Source organism: Paenibacillus sp. MZ03-122A, from assembly GCF_024213325.1.
Classification (GTDB): Bacteria; Bacillota; Bacilli; order Paenibacillales; family Paenibacillaceae; genus Paenibacillus; species Paenibacillus polymyxa_B.
The window spans coordinates 178,015-198,784 of sequence record NZ_JANAVI010000008.1 but is presented as its reverse complement, the minus strand read 5'-3'; the positions used below and the strand labels follow the sequence as shown (position 1 = coordinate 198,784).

17 protein-coding genes are annotated in these 20,770 nt (G+C 45.0%); 2 read left to right on the top strand and 15 right to left on the bottom strand.

The features are described 5' to 3' along the window. Positions 1-43: 43 nt before the first annotated feature. The 5 genes from NLX74_RS18140 to NLX74_RS18120 all read right to left on the bottom strand — a co-directional run bounded on the left by NLX74_RS18140 (position 44) and on the right by NLX74_RS18120 (position 6,697). Positions 44-3,763: a response regulator gene (locus tag NLX74_RS18140; protein WP_254329546.1), complete on the bottom strand. Its 3,720-nt coding sequence runs from the start codon at positions 3,761-3,763 to the stop codon at positions 44-46. Next, complete coding sequence (locus NLX74_RS18135) at positions 3,747-4,928, bottom strand: PP2C family protein-serine/threonine phosphatase (protein ID WP_254329545.1); 1,182 nt, start codon at positions 4,926-4,928, stop codon at positions 3,747-3,749. The genes NLX74_RS18140 and NLX74_RS18135 overlap by 17 nt, the downstream gene beginning before the upstream one ends. A 235-nt stretch (positions 4,929-5,163) precedes the next feature. Beyond that, positions 5,164-5,505 (bottom strand): YflT domain-containing protein, encoded by a 342-nt coding sequence (locus tag NLX74_RS18130; RefSeq protein WP_254329544.1) that lies wholly within the window; start codon positions 5,503-5,505, stop codon positions 5,164-5,166. A gap of 96 nt (positions 5,506-5,601) precedes the next feature. After that, positions 5,602-6,120 (bottom strand): hypothetical protein, encoded by a 519-nt coding sequence (locus NLX74_RS18125; RefSeq protein ID WP_254329543.1) that lies wholly within the window; start codon positions 6,118-6,120, stop codon positions 5,602-5,604. A 55-nt stretch (positions 6,121-6,175) separates the two neighbouring features. Next, positions 6,176-6,697 (bottom strand): DUF948 domain-containing protein, encoded by a 522-nt coding sequence (locus tag NLX74_RS18120; RefSeq protein WP_254329542.1) that lies wholly within the window; start codon positions 6,695-6,697, stop codon positions 6,176-6,178. Between the two features lie 260 nt (positions 6,698-6,957). Here NLX74_RS18120 and NLX74_RS18115 point away from each other — a divergent pair, with 260 nt between their 5' ends. After that, positions 6,958-7,125 carry a DUF1328 domain-containing protein gene (locus NLX74_RS18115; RefSeq protein WP_028541846.1) on the top strand — a complete coding sequence of 56 codons (168 nt, stop codon included), beginning with the start codon at positions 6,958-6,960 and terminating at the stop codon, positions 7,123-7,125. Positions 7,126-7,250: 125 nt separating this feature from the next. Here NLX74_RS18115 and NLX74_RS18110 read toward each other — a convergent pair whose 3' ends face one another. Together NLX74_RS18110 and NLX74_RS18105 are read right to left on the bottom strand one after the other, a co-directional pair. Beyond that, positions 7,251-8,417, bottom strand: coding sequence for a C40 family peptidase (locus NLX74_RS18110; RefSeq protein ID WP_061831469.1), 1,167 nt, complete (start codon positions 8,415-8,417; stop codon positions 7,251-7,253). Between the two features lie 191 nt (positions 8,418-8,608). Then, positions 8,609-9,478: a cation diffusion facilitator family transporter gene (locus NLX74_RS18105; RefSeq protein ID WP_235309951.1), complete on the bottom strand. Its 870-nt coding sequence runs from the start codon at positions 9,476-9,478 to the stop codon at positions 8,609-8,611. A 410-nt stretch (positions 9,479-9,888) separates the two neighbouring features. Here NLX74_RS18105 and NLX74_RS18100 point away from each other — a divergent pair, with 410 nt between their 5' ends. Then, complete coding sequence (locus NLX74_RS18100) at positions 9,889-10,074, top strand: hypothetical protein (RefSeq protein WP_029517162.1); 186 nt, start codon at positions 9,889-9,891, stop codon at positions 10,072-10,074. A gap of 173 nt (positions 10,075-10,247) precedes the next feature. On the opposite strand, the gene NLX74_RS18095 is transcribed toward NLX74_RS18100, so the two are convergent. From NLX74_RS18095 to isdC, 8 genes are all read right to left on the bottom strand, one after another. Then, positions 10,248-11,876, bottom strand: a complete 1,629-nt coding sequence (locus NLX74_RS18095) for an ABC-F family ATP-binding cassette domain-containing protein (protein WP_235309950.1) — start codon at positions 11,874-11,876, stop codon at positions 10,248-10,250. Between the two features lie 282 nt (positions 11,877-12,158). Beyond that, positions 12,159-12,938, bottom strand: coding sequence for an ABC transporter ATP-binding protein (locus NLX74_RS18090; protein WP_235309949.1), 780 nt, complete (start codon positions 12,936-12,938; stop codon positions 12,159-12,161). Further along, the gene (locus tag NLX74_RS18085) at positions 12,928-13,911 is read right to left on the bottom strand and encodes a FecCD family ABC transporter permease (protein WP_069290386.1); all 984 of its coding nucleotides are present in this window, start codon (positions 13,909-13,911) and stop codon (positions 12,928-12,930) included. The genes NLX74_RS18090 and NLX74_RS18085 overlap by 11 nt, the downstream gene beginning before the upstream one ends. A gap of 14 nt (positions 13,912-13,925) precedes the next feature. Continuing rightward, positions 13,926-14,885 (bottom strand): heme ABC transporter substrate-binding protein IsdE, encoded by a 960-nt coding sequence (gene isdE / locus NLX74_RS18080; protein WP_235309948.1) that lies wholly within the window; start codon positions 14,883-14,885, stop codon positions 13,926-13,928. Positions 14,886-15,043: 158 nt separating this feature from the next. After that, the gene (locus NLX74_RS18075) at positions 15,044-19,015 is read right to left on the bottom strand and encodes an NEAT domain-containing protein (protein WP_254329541.1); all 3,972 of its coding nucleotides are present in this window, start codon (positions 19,013-19,015) and stop codon (positions 15,044-15,046) included. Between the two features lie 98 nt (positions 19,016-19,113). Next, the gene (locus tag NLX74_RS18070) at positions 19,114-19,611 is read right to left on the bottom strand and encodes an NEAT domain-containing protein (protein WP_071642952.1); all 498 of its coding nucleotides are present in this window, start codon (positions 19,609-19,611) and stop codon (positions 19,114-19,116) included. 31 nt (positions 19,612-19,642) lie between these two features. Beyond that, positions 19,643-20,110: an NEAT domain-containing protein gene (locus NLX74_RS18065; protein WP_025718712.1), complete on the bottom strand. Its 468-nt coding sequence runs from the start codon at positions 20,108-20,110 to the stop codon at positions 19,643-19,645. 72 nt (positions 20,111-20,182) lie between these two features. Then, positions 20,183-20,698: a heme uptake protein IsdC gene (gene isdC, locus NLX74_RS18060; protein ID WP_254329540.1), complete on the bottom strand. Its 516-nt coding sequence runs from the start codon at positions 20,696-20,698 to the stop codon at positions 20,183-20,185. Positions 20,699-20,770: the final 72 nt, after the last annotated feature.

Here is a 20,770-nt window from a genome sequence, read left to right as displayed (position 1 = left end):
CCGCTCCAATCATGTGTCGATTTATATTACCCATTTTTTTGGGTTACGAATACAACCAAACCCGCATTAATGATAAAAGCTGTTCGGTTTGAATCGGTTTTTTCACATAATCGGAAGCGCCTGCCTCAATACACTTGGAACGATCATCCTTCATGGCCTTGGCTGTCAGGGCAATAATAGGCATCTTCTCGAATTGTGGCATTAGCCGGATACGTCGCATCGCTTCATATCCATCCATTTCCGGCATCATCATATCCATCAGCACCAGATCAAAATCAGGTGTCTGTTCCAGCAGTTCCAGTGCTTCTCTTCCATTTTCCGCAAAGGTAACCTCCATGCGATAGCTTTCCAGCACACTGGACAGAGCAAATACATTACGAATATCATCGTCTACCAATAATATTTTTTTACCTTCAAACAGCTCTTCCTTGTTGTATAGCTTCTGCAAAATTTTGCGTTTGTCCTCTGGAAGGTTCGCCTCTACACGATGCAAGAACAACGTTGTTTCGTCCAAAAGCCGTTCCGGCGATTTAACATCCTTAATAATAATAGACTCTGCATATTTACGAAGTTGCGTTTCTTCTTTGCTATCCAGATCTTTGCCTGTATAAATAATGATCGGCAGATCAGTTAGCTGCTCATTTTCTCGAATACGATCCAGCAGTTCAAAACCAGTCATATCGCTCAGCATCAGATCCAGTACCATGCAGTCATACCGCTGGGTAGCCAGCTCATTTAGTGCTTCCTGACCTGTCGATACTGCCGTAATGGCAACATCATCATGATCGATCAGCTCAATAATGGATTTACGCTGATTATCATCATCTTCAACCACAAGAAGACGTTTGACCATCTGGTCCGTATACGATTTGATATGTGAAAATGCCTTATCCAGACTTTCCTTCGAAGATGGCTTTTTGAGATAGGCAATCGCGCCCATCATCAAGCCCTGCTTCACATCATCTATGACCGAAATAACATGCACTGGAATATGACGTGTCGATGAATTTCCTTTTAGCTCGCCCAAAATGGACCAGCCATCCATCACAGGTAATTGAATATCTAATATAATAGCGTCCGGCAAATAAGACCGAGCCATGTTGAGCCCATCGTCTCCTTGGAGAGCGATCAGGGCCTTAAAGCCCCGGCTACGGGCCATATCGTACAAAATATTAGCAAAATTAATATCATCCTCAATAATCAGCAGCACTTTATCCTGCGAGGTAATCTCGTTTCGGTCATCCCCCGGATGTATAATGTCCGCCGCTTTGTTTTTCGAAGGCATCTGATATAATGGCAACCGTTTTGCAGGCATAATCATGGGAAGATCCGTCTCTGCCGAGGCTGCGACATTCTCAAAATCCGAATTCACAACCGTACCGTTAAATTCCTCTCTCAAATGAGAATCCATATCCTCAGCCGTTGGCGTTTGTTCCGGCAAATACAGTGTGAAGCAACTGCCCTGTCCCTGCTCGGATTCCACCGTAATAACGCCGCCCAACAATCTGGAAAGCTCGCGGCTGATCGACAGACCTAGTCCTGTCCCTCCGTACTTCCGGCTGGTTGTACCGTCTACCTGTTGGAAGGCTTCGAAGATCAGATCCGTTTTATCGGAAGCAATCCCAATGCCCGTATCACGCACAGATAGAGCCAGATAGGATCTTCGTGGATTTAGCAGACCAGGAAGCTGCTCTCCGTTTGCCCGGGATACATTGAAAGTAATAGAACCTTCCGTGGTGAACTTGAACGCATTGGACAGCAAATTACGTAAAATTTGTTTGAGACGATAACCGTCACTGATAATGGCATCCGGCAGATTCTCTTCGATTTCGGTATGCAGTTGAAGCTCGCGTTGGGCTGCAACCGGAGCAAAATTCTGCTCCACAAACAGTTCCAGTTCCTTCAAGTGGACCGCTTCATGGTTAATATCCATTTTTCCAGCGTCCACTTTGGATAAATCCAGAATTTCATCAATCATTTTCAACAAATCGGCGCCTGACATATAAATGGTTTGTGCATATTCCACTTGCTTTGGCTTGAGATTGCCTTCCTTGTTCTCAGACAAGAGCTGAGAAAGAATAAGCAAGCTATTTAGCGGAGTGCGTAGCTCATGAGACATATTGGCCAAAAACTCGGATTTGTATTTGCTTGTAATTCCTAGCTGCATTGCCTGTTGCTCCAACTGAGCTCGTGCATGTTCGATCTCGTCGTTCTTTTCTTCCACTTCTCGAACTTGTTCTTCTAACGCTCTAGTTTTGGCAATCAGTTCAGTATTAAAATGCTCCAATTCTTCTTGTTGACGTTGTAACAATTCCTCTGAACGCTTGAGTTCTTCTGTTTGCTCCTCCAAATTTTCGTTGGAGCGCTTGAGTTCCTCTTGCTGAGTTTGTAGTTCTTCGGATTGGCATTGCAATTCCTCAGTAAGTGCCTGAGATTCGCGCAGCAATTGCTCTACACGCATCCGTCCCTTGATATTGTTCAGAATGATCCCCAAGCTCTCTACTAATTGAGCAAACAGCTTGGTTTCCAGATCACTGAAGCGATCCAGTGACGCTATTTCTACAGCACCGATACACTCATCCTCGAACAAAATAGGGAAAATCATAATTCCCACGGGCTTACTTTCTCCTAAGGCAGAGCCTATGGACAAATATCCGTCAGGAGCCTCTGTAATCAAGATCGGTTTACGATCCAGAACACATTGTCCGAGCAAGCCTTCGCCCACATGGATAACGTCCCTAATCGAATTTTCGCCAGTCACCTTTGCATAGGAACCGTATAACTTAAAAAGGTTGTCTTCTACATCTTTCCCTTGCAAATAGATGGCTCCATAGCTGCCTCCCAAGATGGGCGTAAACTCACTAATGAACATCTGAGCAACCTGCTCCAGTGAATTCACACCACGGAACAGCTCAGTTACCCGAGCAGTATTGGCATTAAGCCAAGTTTGATCCTTCTGCGTTTGAAGGACAGAATGCTCAAATCTCCGCTTTTCTTCCAAGTCTCCGGCCATTTGTTGAAATACACGAGCGACCTCCCCGATTTCATCCTTGGAAGAAACACTCATTCGGCTAATGGCCCTGTATTTTCCCTTGCCAAAACCATTAATCATGAGATTAACGATATTTAGACCTTTGGCAATGCTTGGGAGCACCCACAAAATAACCAGTAAGCCCATGATCAGACCGGCGGCCATCAAAATTGTGGTAATCTGCACAGATTCCTCATAAGCCTGATTGGCTTGCTTCATGTCGTTATCAATCTCCCGATCCTGAAAAACGGCAAGGGCATTAATGCTATCCATTGCCTCCTCTTGTGCAGGCAAACCAGTACTATTGCGGAAAGCGTTAGCCTCATCAATGCGATCTTGTCCCAGTAAGGAAACTAACCTTTGTTCGTAACTTAGAAATTCATTCCAGGCGACGGCTACCCGATCAACCTGCTGCTGCTCTTCACTGGTGCCTGAATTTGTTTGCAAACTTGCCAGCACTTTCGTTCCAGTAGCAGAAATATCATCAAGCTCACGTTTGGCCTCGCTGACGGAGGAGCCAGGATTCAAGATCAGGTTGGCCATAACTTTGGCCATATCATTCACCTGACCGCGAATAGCCGTTGTTTTCCGGACCTTCATATATCGGTCCTGGTAAACCTGATTCAGCTGCTCATTCAGGCTCCCCATACGGTCATAGCTGATTAGCGTCAGCACAAGGAGGATTGCCATAAGCGATCCAAAGCCGATCAGCAGTTTATTTCTGATTTTCATGCAAGCTCTCTCCCTCTTTCAATGAAATCCAGATCAGGCACTTATCATCATCACGATCCTGTGGCACCTCATTACGAAAAAATGCATCCAGCATCGCTTCTTCATTCCATTCCTCATACTTACGCAGACACCCAGTCAGATACTCCAACTGCTCCTCATATTCACCTTCCACCGCCTCCAGCAAACCATCCGTATACAAAGCGATGTGTCCAGTTCCTTCATAATGAATCGTGTGCATTTCTGCATCAATCTTATCAAACAAACCAACCGGGCTACATGCACGGTCAAATTTGGTAATGCTGCCATCCTGGTTAAACAGCAAACCGGGAGGATGTCCCGCATTTACATAGTCAATTCGCCGTGAACGGGTATCAATCACCATATAAATCGCCGTAAAATAATACTGTACCAGCTGCTTGCCCAGATCCAGTTGGTTAAAACGACGATTCAGCTCTTGTATGACTTTCTCAGGCTCCACATAAGTGGTCACCGTATCCTTAAGTACAGACGCAATGAACATGCAGAACAACGAGGAAGAAATGCCATGCCCCATCATATCAAGCAAAATGATGGCATATCGCCCCTCCCCTAACGGATACCATGAATATAAATCCCCTGCCAGTTCAAAGGAAGGCTGGTAGAGCGCATTCACTTGCAGCACCGGGTCCTGAATGGCAGGACTAAGCACTGCCTGCTGCACCATCGCGGCCAGCTTCAGCTCATCCTGTATTCGCTGATCCCGATCTTTATGCCAGTCCTTTTCCTGTTTGAGACGCAAGGCAGACCGGATTCGCGCCATGAGCTCTACCTTGTTGATCGGCTTCGTGACGTAATCGACGGCTCCCACATCCAGAGCTTCGGCCAATTTTTTGGAATCGCCTACAGCCGTTACCATAATTATGGGGATATCTTTTAAATGCTCATATTCCTGCACAATACTGCAAGCTTCAATGCCGTCCATTTCAGGCATCATCATATCCAGCAGCACCAGATCAATATCTGAAGGAAGGGGTCTAAGACTAATCGTGCGGTCGCCGATTCCCAGATGCTCCAACATTTCTGCGGCCGAGCTAGCAGAGATCACATCCCGATAATTTTCTTTTTTCAGTATTTCACGAATAATAATGACATTCGTCGGGTTATCGTCAACAATTAGAATTCTCATTGGCCTCTCCTTATCTGTAACTCATGTATTATACTATACCTACTTAAACGGCAACATCCTTGTTGATTAGAAGTAGTGTTTCCGTAAGAAGGCATTCCAAAAACATAGATAAGGAATGAGGCTAAAACCCCATTCCTTATCTATGTTTTTGGAGGACCCGCGAAACACTTGTGCTGCGGTCAACTTCCTCTTTTTCGAATCTAATGTCACTCTGCTTTTATGGTGAACAGCAATATCACGCTTTTTTAGCAATGACCAGCACTTTACCCTGATCCAGTTCTTTTTCATAAAAGTCAGCTTCGGTATCTGTAAATCCCAAAGAAGTAATTTTAGCGCGAAGCTCATCGCCACGGGAACGGAACAAGTTGGCTAATGAATCGAAAACGCCCTCTTCCTTAATCCCGATTTCCTTGACATCCACCGTATCGGCAATACGATCTGTCCGATCCTGATCATGAGCGAGCACGAACACATCCTCATAACGATAGCCCGTGTTACGCAACTCATTTACTGCTTCAACGGCTTGTACACCGTTATCTACCACTTTGGCATAAGATTTATGATTGGTCTGATTCATGTTTCTCACGCTCCTTTAAGGATTGACTTCTCTGACTATTACACTTCACATATCCATTTGAAACTTCCATGTTATGTCACGCCTCAAAAAAATCGATTACCACTCCGTTTCATCAAAAAACTCAACATACTTAGGTTTATCAGAATTCTCATCCATAAACACTTTGATTGCACGTTGTCCGCGTACATAGACCTCTCCGTCTTCCGCTGTGAATTGCGAGCCACCCAGCGCCTGATCCAACGTTTTCCGTTGCAGCGGCAGCCACTTATCATTTACCTTGATTCGACCAGCAGCAGGATCTACATGCACATAAGAAACGACGTCCTCACGCATACCTACGACAACATCTGGATATTGGTATTCTGTAGAAAGCAGCAGCATATCCTTTTTGACTCGTTGTGGCTTGCCTAGCTTCTTCAACACATCCGCACGGGTGTCATCCAATGATATGCCATTTAAGGTATGAAAATCTGCTGGTACAGCATGTGGAGCGGGTATCGTCTGCACAGTCCTAACCATATGCCCCGCTGTTTGCGGGGAAACGGTTTGCTGAACCGTATCCTGTCCGGAAAAGGGAGTGAGCAAACCAGCAGCTAGTAATAACGTCTTCATCATAAATCTCACCCTTTCAATGAATTTCCTGTAGTTTACGATTCAGCCACTATGCATGCTACTGACGCATTTTCTGCCACACCCCAGCAGCGATGTCTACATAACCCAACCAGTTTTTAGCCGATTTGGCCGCAGGCTCCTCATACGTCGCATTGTAGCTCTGAACCGTCCGCTCCGTTGCGGTCAAAGGTCTATTCGGTGTCGTTGCCTTGATCGCGTGATCCGTTCTGGAGGTATTACTCGCCGCGCTATGCGATTTCTGAAACCGTGTCATTAACGCTGTTGAAGCCTGCTTGGCAGCCAGCGTCACTTCGCTGAGTACCTCTCCCAAGTTTCTAACCGATTCCATCACTGGCTCCACTTGCTTCAATTTATGATCAACGTCTGCGGTGATGTCATTCGCATGTCGAACCGTTTGTTTTACTTCATAACTCAGTTCATCTATCGTTTTTTGTACATCCTGCAAGGTTTGAGTCACCTTATCCAGAGAGCCTTGTGCTGCTTTTAACGTTTTGATGAGGAAAATAACGAGAACTGCAAATGCGATAGCAATAATAAAAATGCTGACCTGTGTTAACATAGCGTAACCTCTCTTTCGTCTTTCACGATGATGTTTATGATTACTGCATAGTTACCCTTTAGATTCAGACACGAAACAACGTCCAAGCTGGCTTCTTCTCCGCTCCAAACGTTATGATTCACGGACTCTCGCACCGTTTAAAACACCATATAACGATGGCACAGCCACGAATAATCTATAGAAGTCACTGTCATCTGCAACCACGCTCTATCGGAGCGTGAGTATGCCACATTATATACAACTAAAGGAGGATACAGAACATGCTAAAATGGTCCGCTTTATTCTTAATTTTTGCTGTGATCGCCGGGATCTTAGGTTTTTTTGGTATCGTCGTGTCCATAGCTGCTACAATCGCTAAAATATTATTTGTGATATTTCTGGTGTTGTTCGTCATTTCACTCTTTACCGGAAGAAAACGGGTTTCATAGTTATCGGATGCTAGCTGCACAAGAGCAATATTCTAAATGTTTATCAAAAAAGGATGTTCCCACCCTGGTTAACAGGGCTGTGGAACATCCTTTTTTGATGCAGCTTTTTAACAGTTAGCGGCGCTTTATTGAATCACGCTGCCCCCAAACAGGAAACGATCCTGCCAAGGCTTGCTGAAATCCGTAACTTTTACACCGCCACCCGCTACAGAAAACGTATGGAGAAGCTTGTTGTCTCCCAAATATACAGCTACGTGTGTAATCGTTTGGGAGGAATTATCCAAGGACGTGTACGCCCCGGAAGATGCATTATAATTTGTAAAGAAGAGCAAATCGCCACGCTTCAGCGTAGTCATGTCCGTATTCGGCTGACTGTTTTGCTTGATCCACTCACCCTGTGAACGAGAATCTGCCGGAAGCTGGATACCTACAGCCTGACGGAAAATTTGACGGGTAAATGCCGAGCAATCAAAAGTAGCCGTACTGTTGCGATCTGAACCATATTCATATGGAGTTCCGAGATAAGTCATCCCCGTGTTAATAACCTGCTCTATGGCAGCCGCTGCATCACCGGAAAACATGTTCATAGTTGACACAGGAGAGGCTGTCGCAGGTATAGCGGTAGTATCAGGAGTGGTTGTCACCGGAGCAGACACAGGCTGCTGCACAACAACGCCCTCACCAATACGAATATACTGTGGAGACGAGCTGACGTAGCCCACCGTACCATCAGCATTGGTAACCTTGAACCAATAAGCATTACTTGGGTCGGTAATCGTAACGACATCCCCTGCATTCAAATAGCCCAAAACCTCGGAAGAAGTGGATGCCTCCGCCCGCAAACGAACGGACGTTTGAATCGTGGCTTTCGTTTGACCGGCAGAACTATTCACTGAGGCCACTGCCTCTTTAGCTGAAACATTTTTAACTGACTCTGTGGCTTCCGATTTACGAGTGGTAGACGGAGTGACAGCAGCAGCGACGCTGGTAGCGCCAATTTTTATGTACTTGTCGGAGCTGCTAGTGTATCCGGTTACTCCATCAGAAGTCTTGATCTTATACCAATAGCTGTTCGTTTTCTCCAATACCGTTACGGCCTCTCCCTGCTTCATAAAGCTGACTACATCCCCTGTAGTCGAAGGACCGGATCTAAGCTTTACAGCCGCCTGAATAACCGCCTTCTGTCCTGTGGATGCTGTTGATGCCGCTGCGTCAACCTGACCCGGCGCCACATGAATTGCTGCCAACAGCGCGGCTGACGTCATGAGCATTCCCATCACGCGTCTTCTCAATGTTGCACCTCCTGGCTGTTTTTACGAATTTGAAGAGCATATCCAATTCCGACGAATATAGCCGGACATGCCTTCATTATAGTAAAAGCAGCAGGAAGAGAGATATAATCCAAACGTCACAAAAGGAAGCGTATACGCCTTTTACATATAGGTCTAAAGTCACTTTTAACACTAACAATTTAATAATTAATCTATAATTTAGGTTCTACATGGACATGGACATGCATCGTGTTATGAACCTCTTGCAGGCGTTCCTCAATCCGGTCGCTGATCCGATGCCCTTCAATCAGGCTGAGTTGCGGATCCACCTCAATGACCACATCCACCAGCGCATGATTGCCGTGTACACGTGCCTTAACGTCCCGAATCCCCTCTACTCCAGGTATACAGGCAATCGTACTCCGTAAGTCAGACAGTTCTTGCTCATCAAATCCATCGGTCAAGCTGTGCGTGGAATCCTTAAAAATATCCCACGCTGTTTTACATATGATGAATCCTACCGCGATCGCAGCTACAGTATCCAGCCAGGGTAGCCCGAACTGTGCGCCGATAATGCCAACTGCTGCGCCAACACTGACAAGTGCATCCGATAGGTTATCCTTGGCCGCTGCCAGCAAAGCCTTATTGTTAATTTGCCGTGCCAGTCTGTTATTGTAAAGGTACACTCCCAGCATAATCACCGCACAAATCACAGCTACACCCGCGGAGGTGATATTCGGTATTTGCTTTCCGCCCTTAAAAATGCTCCCGATCCCATCAATAAGCACCTGCAAACCGACGACAGCCATAATAAAGGACGCCAACAGCGCCGCGATCGTTTCTGCCCGAAAATGTCCATAGGCATGGTCAGAGTCCGGTGGTTTTTGGGAAATTCTCAGCCCCACCAGTACAGCAACCGACACGACAATATCGGTGACATTATTGAAGCCATCCGCCCGCAACGCGCTAGAAGCAAATATATATCCGCTAATCAGCTTAAAGGCGGACAGCAAGAGATAAGCAGCAATGCTCACCCACGCCCCACGCTCACCTTTTCGTATTTCTTCATAGACATTTACCACAACGTAGGACACTCCTTCAAGTATATAGTTTCCAGCAGAACGATCTCACCGGGCCCAAAATAAAAATAGCAGCATCGCTGCCCTGAATAATAACAATTTGTCTTTGGTTAACTGTTATTTTCAGGATAGCAGACGAACTTTGTGTGGGTCTAGAGAAACAGTCTTTCCGCTCTGCATCGCTGTAGTAACAACGAAAAAGTATTGCCAGACCCCATTCCTGTAGGTTACACAAAACATTTTTTCCTTCACACAAAAAACAGACGTTTTCTCTTCCACCCCACCCGAGATGTGTGTTATCATTGTTGCCCTTGTCCCTTCTTTTAAAAACGTATAAAATGAGGACACAGCCGCGTTTTTCTTCAATCCAGCATGATTGATATGAATCTGGCGGCAACAGGAGGAATTTATTCATGAGCGATGCCAATGAACCACGTAAAGTTAATCTCGCAGATGCCATTCGGGAAAAGCTGGCACAAAAAAAACAGCAGTCCGGCGCTTCACAGCAGGGCGGCTTTCAAGGCGGTTCCACCAAAACACTGAAAAGCCAAAATACGAAGAAGCCGAACAACCAACGCCGTCGTACAGGCGGATCATAATCCACCTCATAGCCTTAATAGGGTATTAAAGGTCTGGCGTACCTCACTGCCAGAACCAAGTAAGCTATGGGCATGGTACAAAAACGAAAAAGAGGAGTCTCCCTGCCATCTTAATGGCCTCAAGGAGCTCCTCTTTCGTTTATCTAGTTATTTGAAGTTAGCCGGTTTGAAGTTTAGCCAATTTCTACCGGATACATACGTTCACGCAACTTTGTGATTTCTTCATTTTCCAAGTACTCATCATAGCTCATCGTACGGTCGATTACGCCGTTTGGTGTAATTTCCACGATGCGGTTCGCGATCGTTTGAATAAACTGGTGGTCATGGGATGTGAACAATATAGTACCATCAAAATCAATCAGACCATTGTTCAGCGCTGTGATGGACTCCAGATCCAAGTGGTTGGTCGGTTCTTCCAGCAGCAACACATTGGCACCGTTCAGCATCATTTTCGCCAGCATACAGCGAACCTTTTCGCCCCCGGACAGCACACTTGCTTTCTTAAGCGCTTCTTCACCAGAGAAAAGCATACGTCCCAAGAAGCCGCGCAGGAACGTTTCGTCCTGATCCTTGGAATATTGACGGAGCCATTCCACAAGATTCATGTCCACACCTTCGAAATAGGTGGAATTATCTTTCGGGAAATAAGCCTGGCTAGTTGTAATCCCCCAAGAAAATTCTCCGCTGTCTGCTTCAATCTCGTTCATCAACACCTGGAAGAGCGTCGATTTAGGCAAACCGTTCGGACCCACAAACGCGATTTTATCGCCCTTGTTCACTACCAGACTGAACTCGTTCAACACTTGCTCGCCTTCAACGGTTTTACTGAGACTGTCTACGGTCAGCAGTTGTTTGCCCGCTTCACGCTCAGGCTTGAAGTTAATGAACGGATATTTACGGTTTGAAGGACGGATATCGTCCAGCGTAATTTTATCCAGTTGTTTTTTACGTGAAGTTGCCTGTTTGGATTTGGAAGCATTCGCGGAAAAGCGCTGAATAAAGGCTTGCAGTTCCTTGATCTTTTCTTCCTTCTTCTTGTTCGCATCACGAGTCAATGCAAGCGCAAGCTGGCTGGACTCGTACCAGAAGTCATAGTTGCCGACGTACATCTGGATTTTACCAAAGTCGATATCCGCAATATGCGTACATACCTTGTTCAGGAAGTGACGGTCATGGGATACAACGATGACGGTGCCTTCATAGTCCATCAAGAAATTTTCCAGCCATTGAATGGATTCGAGATCCAAATGGTTGGTAGGCTCATCAAGCAGCAAATTGTTGGGACGACCAAACAACGCTTGAGCCAAGAGAACGCGTACCTTGTCGTTCCCGCTCATCTCAGACATATTTTTATCATGCAGGTCACGCGGAATACCAAGACCGATCAGCAATGCAGCTGCATCCGGCTCGGCATCCCAACCGTTCAGCTCTGCAAATTCGCCTTCCAGTTCACCGGCACGCAAACCATCTGCTTCGGAAAACTCCGTTTTAGCGTACAACGCATCCTTTTCCTTCATGATTTCATACAGACGCGTGTGACCCATAATAACGGTTTCCAGAACCGGGAATTCATCGTATTCATAATGGTTCTGCTTGAGGACTGCCATCCGTTCGCCCGGTGTCATGTGAACCTCACCAGAATTGGCTTCGATTTCACCAGAAAGAATTTTCAAAAAGGTGGATTTACCCGCGCCATTCGCCCCAATCAGGCCGTAGCAGTTCCCAGGAGTAAATTTGATATTTACGTCTTCAAAAAGTGGGCGTTTACCATAACGAAGCGTTACGCCGCTTGTACTGATCATATAAGCATACCATCCTTATCATTAGTAAAGTGCTAAACACAAAATTACCGACGGCAATAGTATAACACACAAAAGATCGGATTCGAACCGTAGTATAAGCATAACTGCCCCTGAATCTCATCCAATATCTTATAAATAAAATAAAAAATGCTTCTGTCTCCACGATTGTCACCTGACAAACACATGGACCAGAACCATTTTCATGTTTTAAATTCGTTGAGATGCCGTGAGGACAGACGCGTTATTCAGTCGCAGCATTGATTGTTCTGTGCGTCGTAAACGTCAGGAAACCCCGACACCTATCGGAATGAGGTACATGCCCGCTTCATCATCCTGTTTGATTACGACCTCCACGTCATAGACAGCCTGGATCAGCTCAGATGTAACGACCTCTGAAGGTGGGCCGTTCGCTATAATACGTCCTTCCTTCATGGCAATCATCACATCGCTATACCGAATAGCCTGATTGATATCATGCAGCACCATCACGATGGTCAGTCCATGTTCTTGGTTTAACTGCCGAATGAGCTCTAAAATTTCAAGCTGGTAGTACATATCCAAATAGGTGGTCGGCTCATCCAAAAATAAAATTGGCGTCCGCTGTGCCAAGGCCATTGCAATCCATACACGCTGCCGTTCTCCTCCTGAGAGCTGATCTAACGTGCGAGTTCTACGCGTGTTCAGATTAGTACAGGCTATCGCCCACTCGATCGCTTCCTCATCCTCATCACGTCTCGCTGTGAACATATTCTTATGCGGCAACCTGCCGAAGCTGACGAGTTTTTCTACAGTCAAGTCGGAAGGTGCCTCGTTCTGCTGATGGACTACCGCCAGTTGACGGGCCAGCTCCTTGGGCTTGTAGTGGGCTATCTCCTTGCCGTCCAGAATCACCTGGCCCAAGCGGGGAACAGCATTGTTGGACATCACGCTGAGCAGCGTCGATTTGCCGCATCCGTTGGGACCAATTATGGTCGTAATCCGTCCCGACTCAATAACAGCATTAATAGCGTGCAGACGATCCGTTTTCCGATCATATGAGAAGGTTATATCCTTAATGTCCATAGGTGCGATCCGCCTTTCTGATCAGGAATATCAGGAATGGCCCGCCAATGACGGCCATAATAATAGAAGCCGGGATTTCATTGGGAGCAAGCACTGTCCGCCCCAGTGTATCCGCGAGCAGCAACAGCAAGCCGCCGCATAATGCCGAAAATGGAATCAGCCACTTATGATCCGAGCCAACAAGGTAGCGGGCACAATGCGGAACGAGCAGGCCGATAAAGGCAATTACTCCTGCGATGGCTGTAGCCGTTGCTGCAAGCAGCACTGCAATCACAGAAATCAAAAGTCGTGCGCGCGTTACATTGAATCCTAGATTTTTAGCTGTTTTATCTTGAAGGGACAAGAAATTGCACCAAGAGAACACGAGCATGGCTAAAATTAGCCCAATCCCGCCATAGGTCACAATAACCTCGACATCTACCCATTTTTTCATAGACAAGGTTGATGTGGTAACCTGGTTAATGCTGGTGACCGCATAACTACCTCGATAGTTAAACGACTGACCTAGACCGGAAAAAATGGCGTTCACAGCTACCCCGATCAGAATAAGACGAATCGGATGCAAGCCAGATTTCCACGAAAACCCATAAACCATTAGGCAGGCTAACGCACCGCCAATAAATGAAAAGAACGGCATCCAGAAATAAAGCGCCGGAAAGACCGTCACCGCAATCAGCGAGATCAATGCCGCTCCCGAAGAAATGCCGATAACCCCAGCATCCGCCAGCGGATTTTTCATGACGGCTTGCAGCAAAACACCCGCTACTGCAAGGGCTGCACCTGCCATTACGGACACGAAAATTCTCGGTAGTCTCAGGTCCTTGACCACATTCACCTGATCATCTGTACCTGTCCACAATCCGGTCACCAACTGACTCAAATCCACCTTGAGACTGCCTGTCATCGCTGAATACAGCATGACGCCAACGAGTAAGACAATTACAACAATAAGGCTCCAACCTTTTTTGGACATGTCATCAGCTTCCTTTAATTCGAAGGATACAGCATTTTCATCAGCTCATCCAGCGCCGAGTTTGCCGCTAAATTCCCTGTTGTGCCAAACAACGGTTCAGGCAGATCATAGACATGCCCATTTTTCACAGCGTTGAAATGCTTCCAGATATCGTTAGTTTTGAACTCTTCATCGAACATTTTCACTACTTCATCCGGCATCCCGTGTGCAGCGCGCAAAATGATATCGGGGTTGGATTGCTGCAAGGCTTCGGTATTGTGGGCAATGAACTCCACTTTCTCGCCCTGAACCACATTGGTTCCGCCTGCAATTTTAACCAGATCCCCAATATAGGAATGCTCTGTAGCCACCAGATAGCTTCCCGGTACTCCCAGCAAAATCAATACTTTAGGGGATTTCTTCCCTTTGATCTTTTGTTGAATCTCGGCTACTTTCGCATCCAAAGCTCCATTAATCTCTTTGGCCTTATCGGCTTTGTCAAACGTGTCTCCCAGTTTTTGGATTTCTTTTTGCATATTCGCGAGACTTTCAAAATTTAAAAATTCGGCATTGATTTTCAAATCTTTAAATTTAGGCTCCAGATCATATTTCAGTGTCGTCACCGACAGTACGTCCGTCGGCTTCAATGACATCACTTTTTCCATATCAGGACTCATCGGATTACCCACATCAGGCACATCCTTGTAACGGTCAGGCAGCACTTTCGTGCTTGTCGGCTTGCCTGCCAAATCCAGGCCCAGTGCATCCGTGATTTCCGCAATGGCTACCGTAGTCGCCACAATACGAGGAGCTTGAGCTTTACCGTCAGACGACTTTCCGGTTGCATTAGATGTTGCCGCTGATTTCGAACCATCGCTCTGGTTCTGCCCGGCCTGTGCCCCTCCCGAACATCCAGCCAGCAACAAGATCACGATGCCGATTAACATATACAAACCAAATGTTTTTCCTTGAGCCAATGCTATATACCGTTTCATGAAAATCCAGTCACCTCAATTCAAAATATAGAAAAACAGTAGGAGCCCCAACTTTTCGGGTATGTAAATGCTGACAAGTCTTGATGCCGGGGCACCAAGACTTGCTCGCATACAAACTTTGCTGTTATTCAGACTACATTGATTATCACAACCTGAGGCTACTTCGCTTTTAGGCTTTCTTCATCAAATTGGAACTGAACTGTATACCAGTGATCATACGGCACTCCGCCAAGGACCAAACCAGGCACAATGACGTGTGTGTAAGCACCCATTTTCTGAGACAAATCCCCTACCTCGAATTGAACGACACGTGTATCGCCGGATGTCGAGATTACTTCCACATCTTTCAGGGTACCGTTTTGCTCTACTTGGAGAGCTGGCATCCAGGAGCTATTTTTCAAAGTAATTTGAATATAGCGCTTGTCTCCCTTTTCAATCAGTGTAGCTGGCTTGTCGAGATAACCGTCCATAACGGAAGCTTCACTCGTTTTATCTTTAAATACGTTGTAATTAATCGTGTATTGCTTCTCGGAAGCCGTTTGAACCGGTTGCTCAACTGCTGGTTTTGTTTCAGCCACAGATGCAGTTGTTTCTGCTGCCTTGTCCGTAGAAGCTGCTGTTGGTTCAGTTGCGGTTGCAGTTGTAGCTGCATTGACTCCCTCACCTTTAAGCGATGCACGGTCAAATTGAATCTGTCCGCCGAATTTCTCATTTAGAATGTATTTCTCAGGCAGATATACCTGTGTGTACACACTCAACTTTTTATCCAGATCAGGCACTTCGAACGCAATAGTGTGCGTGTCACCTTTTGTGTCGGAAGCCACAATCGTTGGATTAGCATAGCGGCCTTCAAAGTCCGTTTGGAATAGCTTCAAAGCCTGGTTGTCCGTAACGGTTACATGGGCCTGAACTTTACCATCTTTCACAATCAATTTCGCTAGATTTTGTACAAAAGGAGCCACCAAAGAATCTTTATCCGTTCCGTTTGCAAGCACACGGAAGTTCGCAGTGTACTCTCCATCGGCTAAGTTATTTTTCCCCTGCTCTACTTCTTCTGCTTTGGTTTGGTTGTGATAAGATACATTACTGGTATCGAATTTAAATTCAAAATCGTATACCTTCTCTACCCGATCCTCAGTCTTAAAGACCATCGGAGTGGCACTTGCCACTTTAGGGGCTTCATAGACAACTAGTTGCCCTTTCACATTGTTTTTAAAGTCATTTACGCTAAAACGAACGTGCTTCGTATTGCTTGCTGCATCTTCCTGGGTCACTTCTGCATCTCGGTAGTCTCCGCTTGCGTTGTCCCAAACGCGCAACGCCTTCACTTCATTACTGTTTTGCAGCTTCAGACCTACAAACCGTTTGTCGCCTTCCACGACCAATTGCGCCGATTCGTCAGTGATGAAGCGTTGAACCGGAGAATCCACTGCTGTTGAGCCATCTGACAATACGATACTGAATTTCAAAGCATATTTGCCATTGACAAGCTTGTCAAAATCTAATTTGACGATAGGATCTGTAGCTCCTGTAGAGGAAGGCTCGACAAAGCTGCGAATAGTAGCAGGCTCGAATTGAAATTGCACATCATATACGTGATCATATGGGATGCCACCCAAATCCAATCCAGGTACGATGACATGTGTATTCACTGTCACTTTATCCGAGAGATTTGGCACTTCAAATTGTACTGTTCGTGTATCTGCGGAGGTCGATTGCTCAACCACCGGAGCTTCTGCACCATTTACTTTAAAGGTTTTGATCCAGCTGCTCTTGTCCATTTTGATCTGAATCACATTTTTACCGGACTGTTTTAGTAGCGTGGCTGGTTTTTGCATATAGCCATCCATCACAGATATTTCATTGCTTCCATTTTTGAGGACGGAGAAATCAATGCTGTATCTGCCGTTTTCAGTCACGGGAGTTGTGCCGCCGTCTGTTCCTTTTACCGCAATGCTGCTGCGGTCAAATTGCAGACGAAGCTTATGATCCATCTCATAAACTCCACCCGGGTAGGTCGTGCTCACGTGTACTTGTGCATTTAAAATCGCGTCCAAATCCGCTACTTTGAATTTCACAACACGTGTATTAGCATTCTTGTCCTCACTTACGATATCTGTATCTGTCAACGTTCCGTTTTGTTCTGTTTTGAACTCCGTCACTGTGGCGCTGTCTTTGATGGTAAAGGAGGCTTCATACTTGCCTTTCAATGCCGTCAGTGTCGCTGGAGATAATAAATATTGCGCCATTGCCGATTTTTGATCCTTTGTTGCGTGCAATGCATCGAAATGGATTGCATACGTTCCATCAGCTAAAACCTTTCCTGGCGTACCTGGCGTCCCAGGATCAACCGGGGATGTTGCCGTTCCTAATTGGAGATCGACATTATATGTTTCCACATAATTTAACTCAGGCCAGTTGATGCTTACCCATGCGTTCAGCTTGGCAGGCACTTCTTTAACCTCAAACTCGATAACACGTGTATTCGCCGTTTGATTTTCGCTTACTACGGCCGTATTGGTCAAAACTTCGTTTTGTTCTACTTTAAAGCCATCAATTTGCTTACTGTTTTTCAATGTAAAACGTACATACTTCTTGCCATTACGTTCAATCAAAGCGCCTGGTTTCTCTGTATAACCATCCATCATTGACTTTTCATTGGTTCCATCCTTTAAAAGGGTGAAATCCAGATTGGAACTTGTTTCTGGAGAGGTTCCATTTCCTGTAATACTATTCTTATCAAATTGCAGACGAAGCTTATGATCCATCTCATAAACCCCACCTGGATAGGTCGTGCTCACATGTACTTGTGCATTTAAAATCGCGTCCAAATCCGCTACTTTAAATTTCACAACACGCGTATTGGCGGCCTTGTCCTCACTTACAATATCCGCATCCGTTAACGTTCCGTTTTGTTCTGTTTTGAACTCCGTTACTGTGGTGCTATCTTTAATGGTAAAGGAGACTTCTTTTTGCCCTTTCGATACCGTCAAAGTCGCTGGAGACAACAGATATTGTGCCATGGCTGACGCTTGATCTTTTGTGGCATGCAGCGCGTTAAAGTTAATCGAGTACGTTCCATCCGCCAAATCTGATGGTACGGGTACAGAGGCCAACTGAAGATCTACATTATAAGTATTCACGTAGCCCAGCTCAGGCCAGTTGATGCTTACCCATGCGTTCAGCTTGGCAGGCAGTTCTTTTACTTCAAACTCGATCATTCGTGTATTCGCAGTTTGATCTTCACTTACAACAGAGGTGTCGGTTAACACTCCATTTTGCTCTACCTTGAAACCATCAATCTGCTTACTGTTCTTTAATATAAATTGGACATATCGTTTACCACCACGCTCAATTAGAGAGCCTGGTTTCTCCGTATACCCATCCATCATTGACTTTTCATTGCTTTCATCTTTCAAAAGGGTAAAGTCCAAATCAGCGAGTTTCTCTCCTGTATTAGGAGGCGTTACCGGTGGTGTTACAGGTGGAACCGTTGGATTCTCCGTTGAGTTTTTAAGTCTCAAACTGGAAGGATCAAACTCAATCCATTCCTTCACTGAACGGTCTGGATCAGTATCTACATACCATGGAGAACTGCTATTAAATCCAAACTCCGTATTTACATTTTGATGGAAATCATAAACATCGAAGCTTACAGTCCCGGAAGTTTTCCCAGAATCCACCTCTATTTTTGCGGGAACTGTTTCCCCGTTTTGTTCAACTAAAAATTTCGAAAGACCTTGAGATTCCGCAAACTTAAATGAAAAATGGTATTTTCCATTCTTAATGATCAAATCTCCAGGATAGGTATAGTTTGTTTTGAAGCTTGAATCCCTAGTGCTACCGCTGACTGTCTTTCTTAAAGGTTTGTAATCGATCAGGTATTCTCCATCTGCATAGGTCGCATCAGTAGTGGTCACAGCATTGGTAGGCTCATCATATGTGCTGGGCACTTCTACCGGAATCTCATAAGTAGCATAAGTAGCACTAGTGACTGTAGTGCTTAAATCGGGCAAATTCGACGAAGTGGACTCACCCTCAGGTGTTGCTCCTACATATGGTGAAAATAAAGAAAACAACATTAGAATAGCAGCAAATGTCGTTATAAATTTGTTAAATCGGCTTTTCAAGATGATGTATCCCCCTACTTAAAATATACTCATTTGGAGCTTTGAAACTAAGCTCCAAATGAGTATTCAATTTAAAATTATATTTTCAAAAAGAAGTCTTAGATATCGCTGTCGTCGAATTGGAATTGAACAACATAGTCGTGATCGTACGGAATACCACCCGTGTATTCTGCAGGCACACTTACATGCAGTTTAACGTTCAATTTTTGAGACGGGCTAGTTACAGGGAATTCGACTATTCTTGTATCCCCTGATGTGCTTACTACAGTCGCATTCACATACTGACCGTTTTGTTGAGTTTTGAATTCAGTAACCCAAGCACTTTTGGTAATAGCTACTCTCACTTTATATTGACCATTCGTAACAATCAGTGTGGCTGGTTTTTTCACATAACCATTTGTATCCATGTAAGATGGCTGAGTCGTTCCATCTTTATAAACGGTATAAGGCAATTGATACGTTCCATTAGGCAAAGCTGCGTTCGCTTTATTGGAAGAAAATGGAGCTAGTACCACAAAAACAAGCGCTGCCATCAGTACAGTAAGCATTACTTTTTTCAAAGACAATTTTTCCATACGATTCATAATCATGTTCATGTTCTTAATCTCCTTTTAGTTTTATTTTGGATTAGATTTCGTCGAATTGCAGTTGTACATCGTACTTGCCTGTGTAGCCGATTACTGGAATTGTGATTTCAGCGTAAGCATTCACTTTTGCATTCAGATCAGCAACTTCGAATTCCACTACACGAGTGTTGTTCGCAGTATCTGTGCTTACCACAGTCGCATCTTGCAATACGCCATTTTGCTCTACTTTGAACGTTGTAATCAGATTGCTGCTTTTCACAGTCAGACGAACGACATTTTTGCCATTAGCTACCGTAACCTGAGCAGGCTTCGTCAGGTAGCTATCCAATCGAGAAGTTTCATTGGTTTGATCCTTCAGAACGGTATAGTCTACGTTATACGTGCCGTCGGCTGCTGCCGCTTTAGCTGAGAATGGAGCAACGAGTGCAAAAACAAGCGCTGTCATGATCAATGCTACAAATACCTTCTTAAAAGAAAATTGCTCAAAGCGATTCATTACCATATTCATATCTACACACACTCCTCCATTTTTTATGCTTCAATTTGTGTTGATTTTATGAACGATAAAGATGGCTTGAATTTACTTCTTGGAAGATTTAGTTGATTTCGCTGACTGGACAGCTGCTATTTTTTTGAGGCTTTTGGAATCAAAAGCGAAGCGGATCGTATAATCATGATCGTAGTTATACGCAGGGACAGTAACATGAATTTTAGAGATTAGCGGGCTGTTCACACTCGTAATTGGAAATTGTACGGTGCGGGTATCGGTTTTGGCATCCTTATGGATGACCTTTGTATCGATGATTTTGCCTTTGTAATCTACTTTAAACCCAGTTGTCCATTCGCTATGATTCAGCTTAATTTGCATGGTCATTTGACCTTTTTTTACATACAACTTAGCTGGTTTTTCAAAATAATCATTAGCCATGGACACCGAATCATTTTCTGCCTTGAGGATATTGTATTTGAGCGTGTATGTACCATCCGCCAATTTTGGAGAAGCCGCAGCGGCTCCTACAGATGACGAAGTTGGCCAAAAGCTCAGCACACTCACCAGCAGAAACACAGCAATAATTGCAGAATACCCCTTCTTCATTTTGACAGCAGTCCCTCCCCACGAGAATAAACTAATTGATTATCATTCTCAATTGATAATTTAAAAAAAATA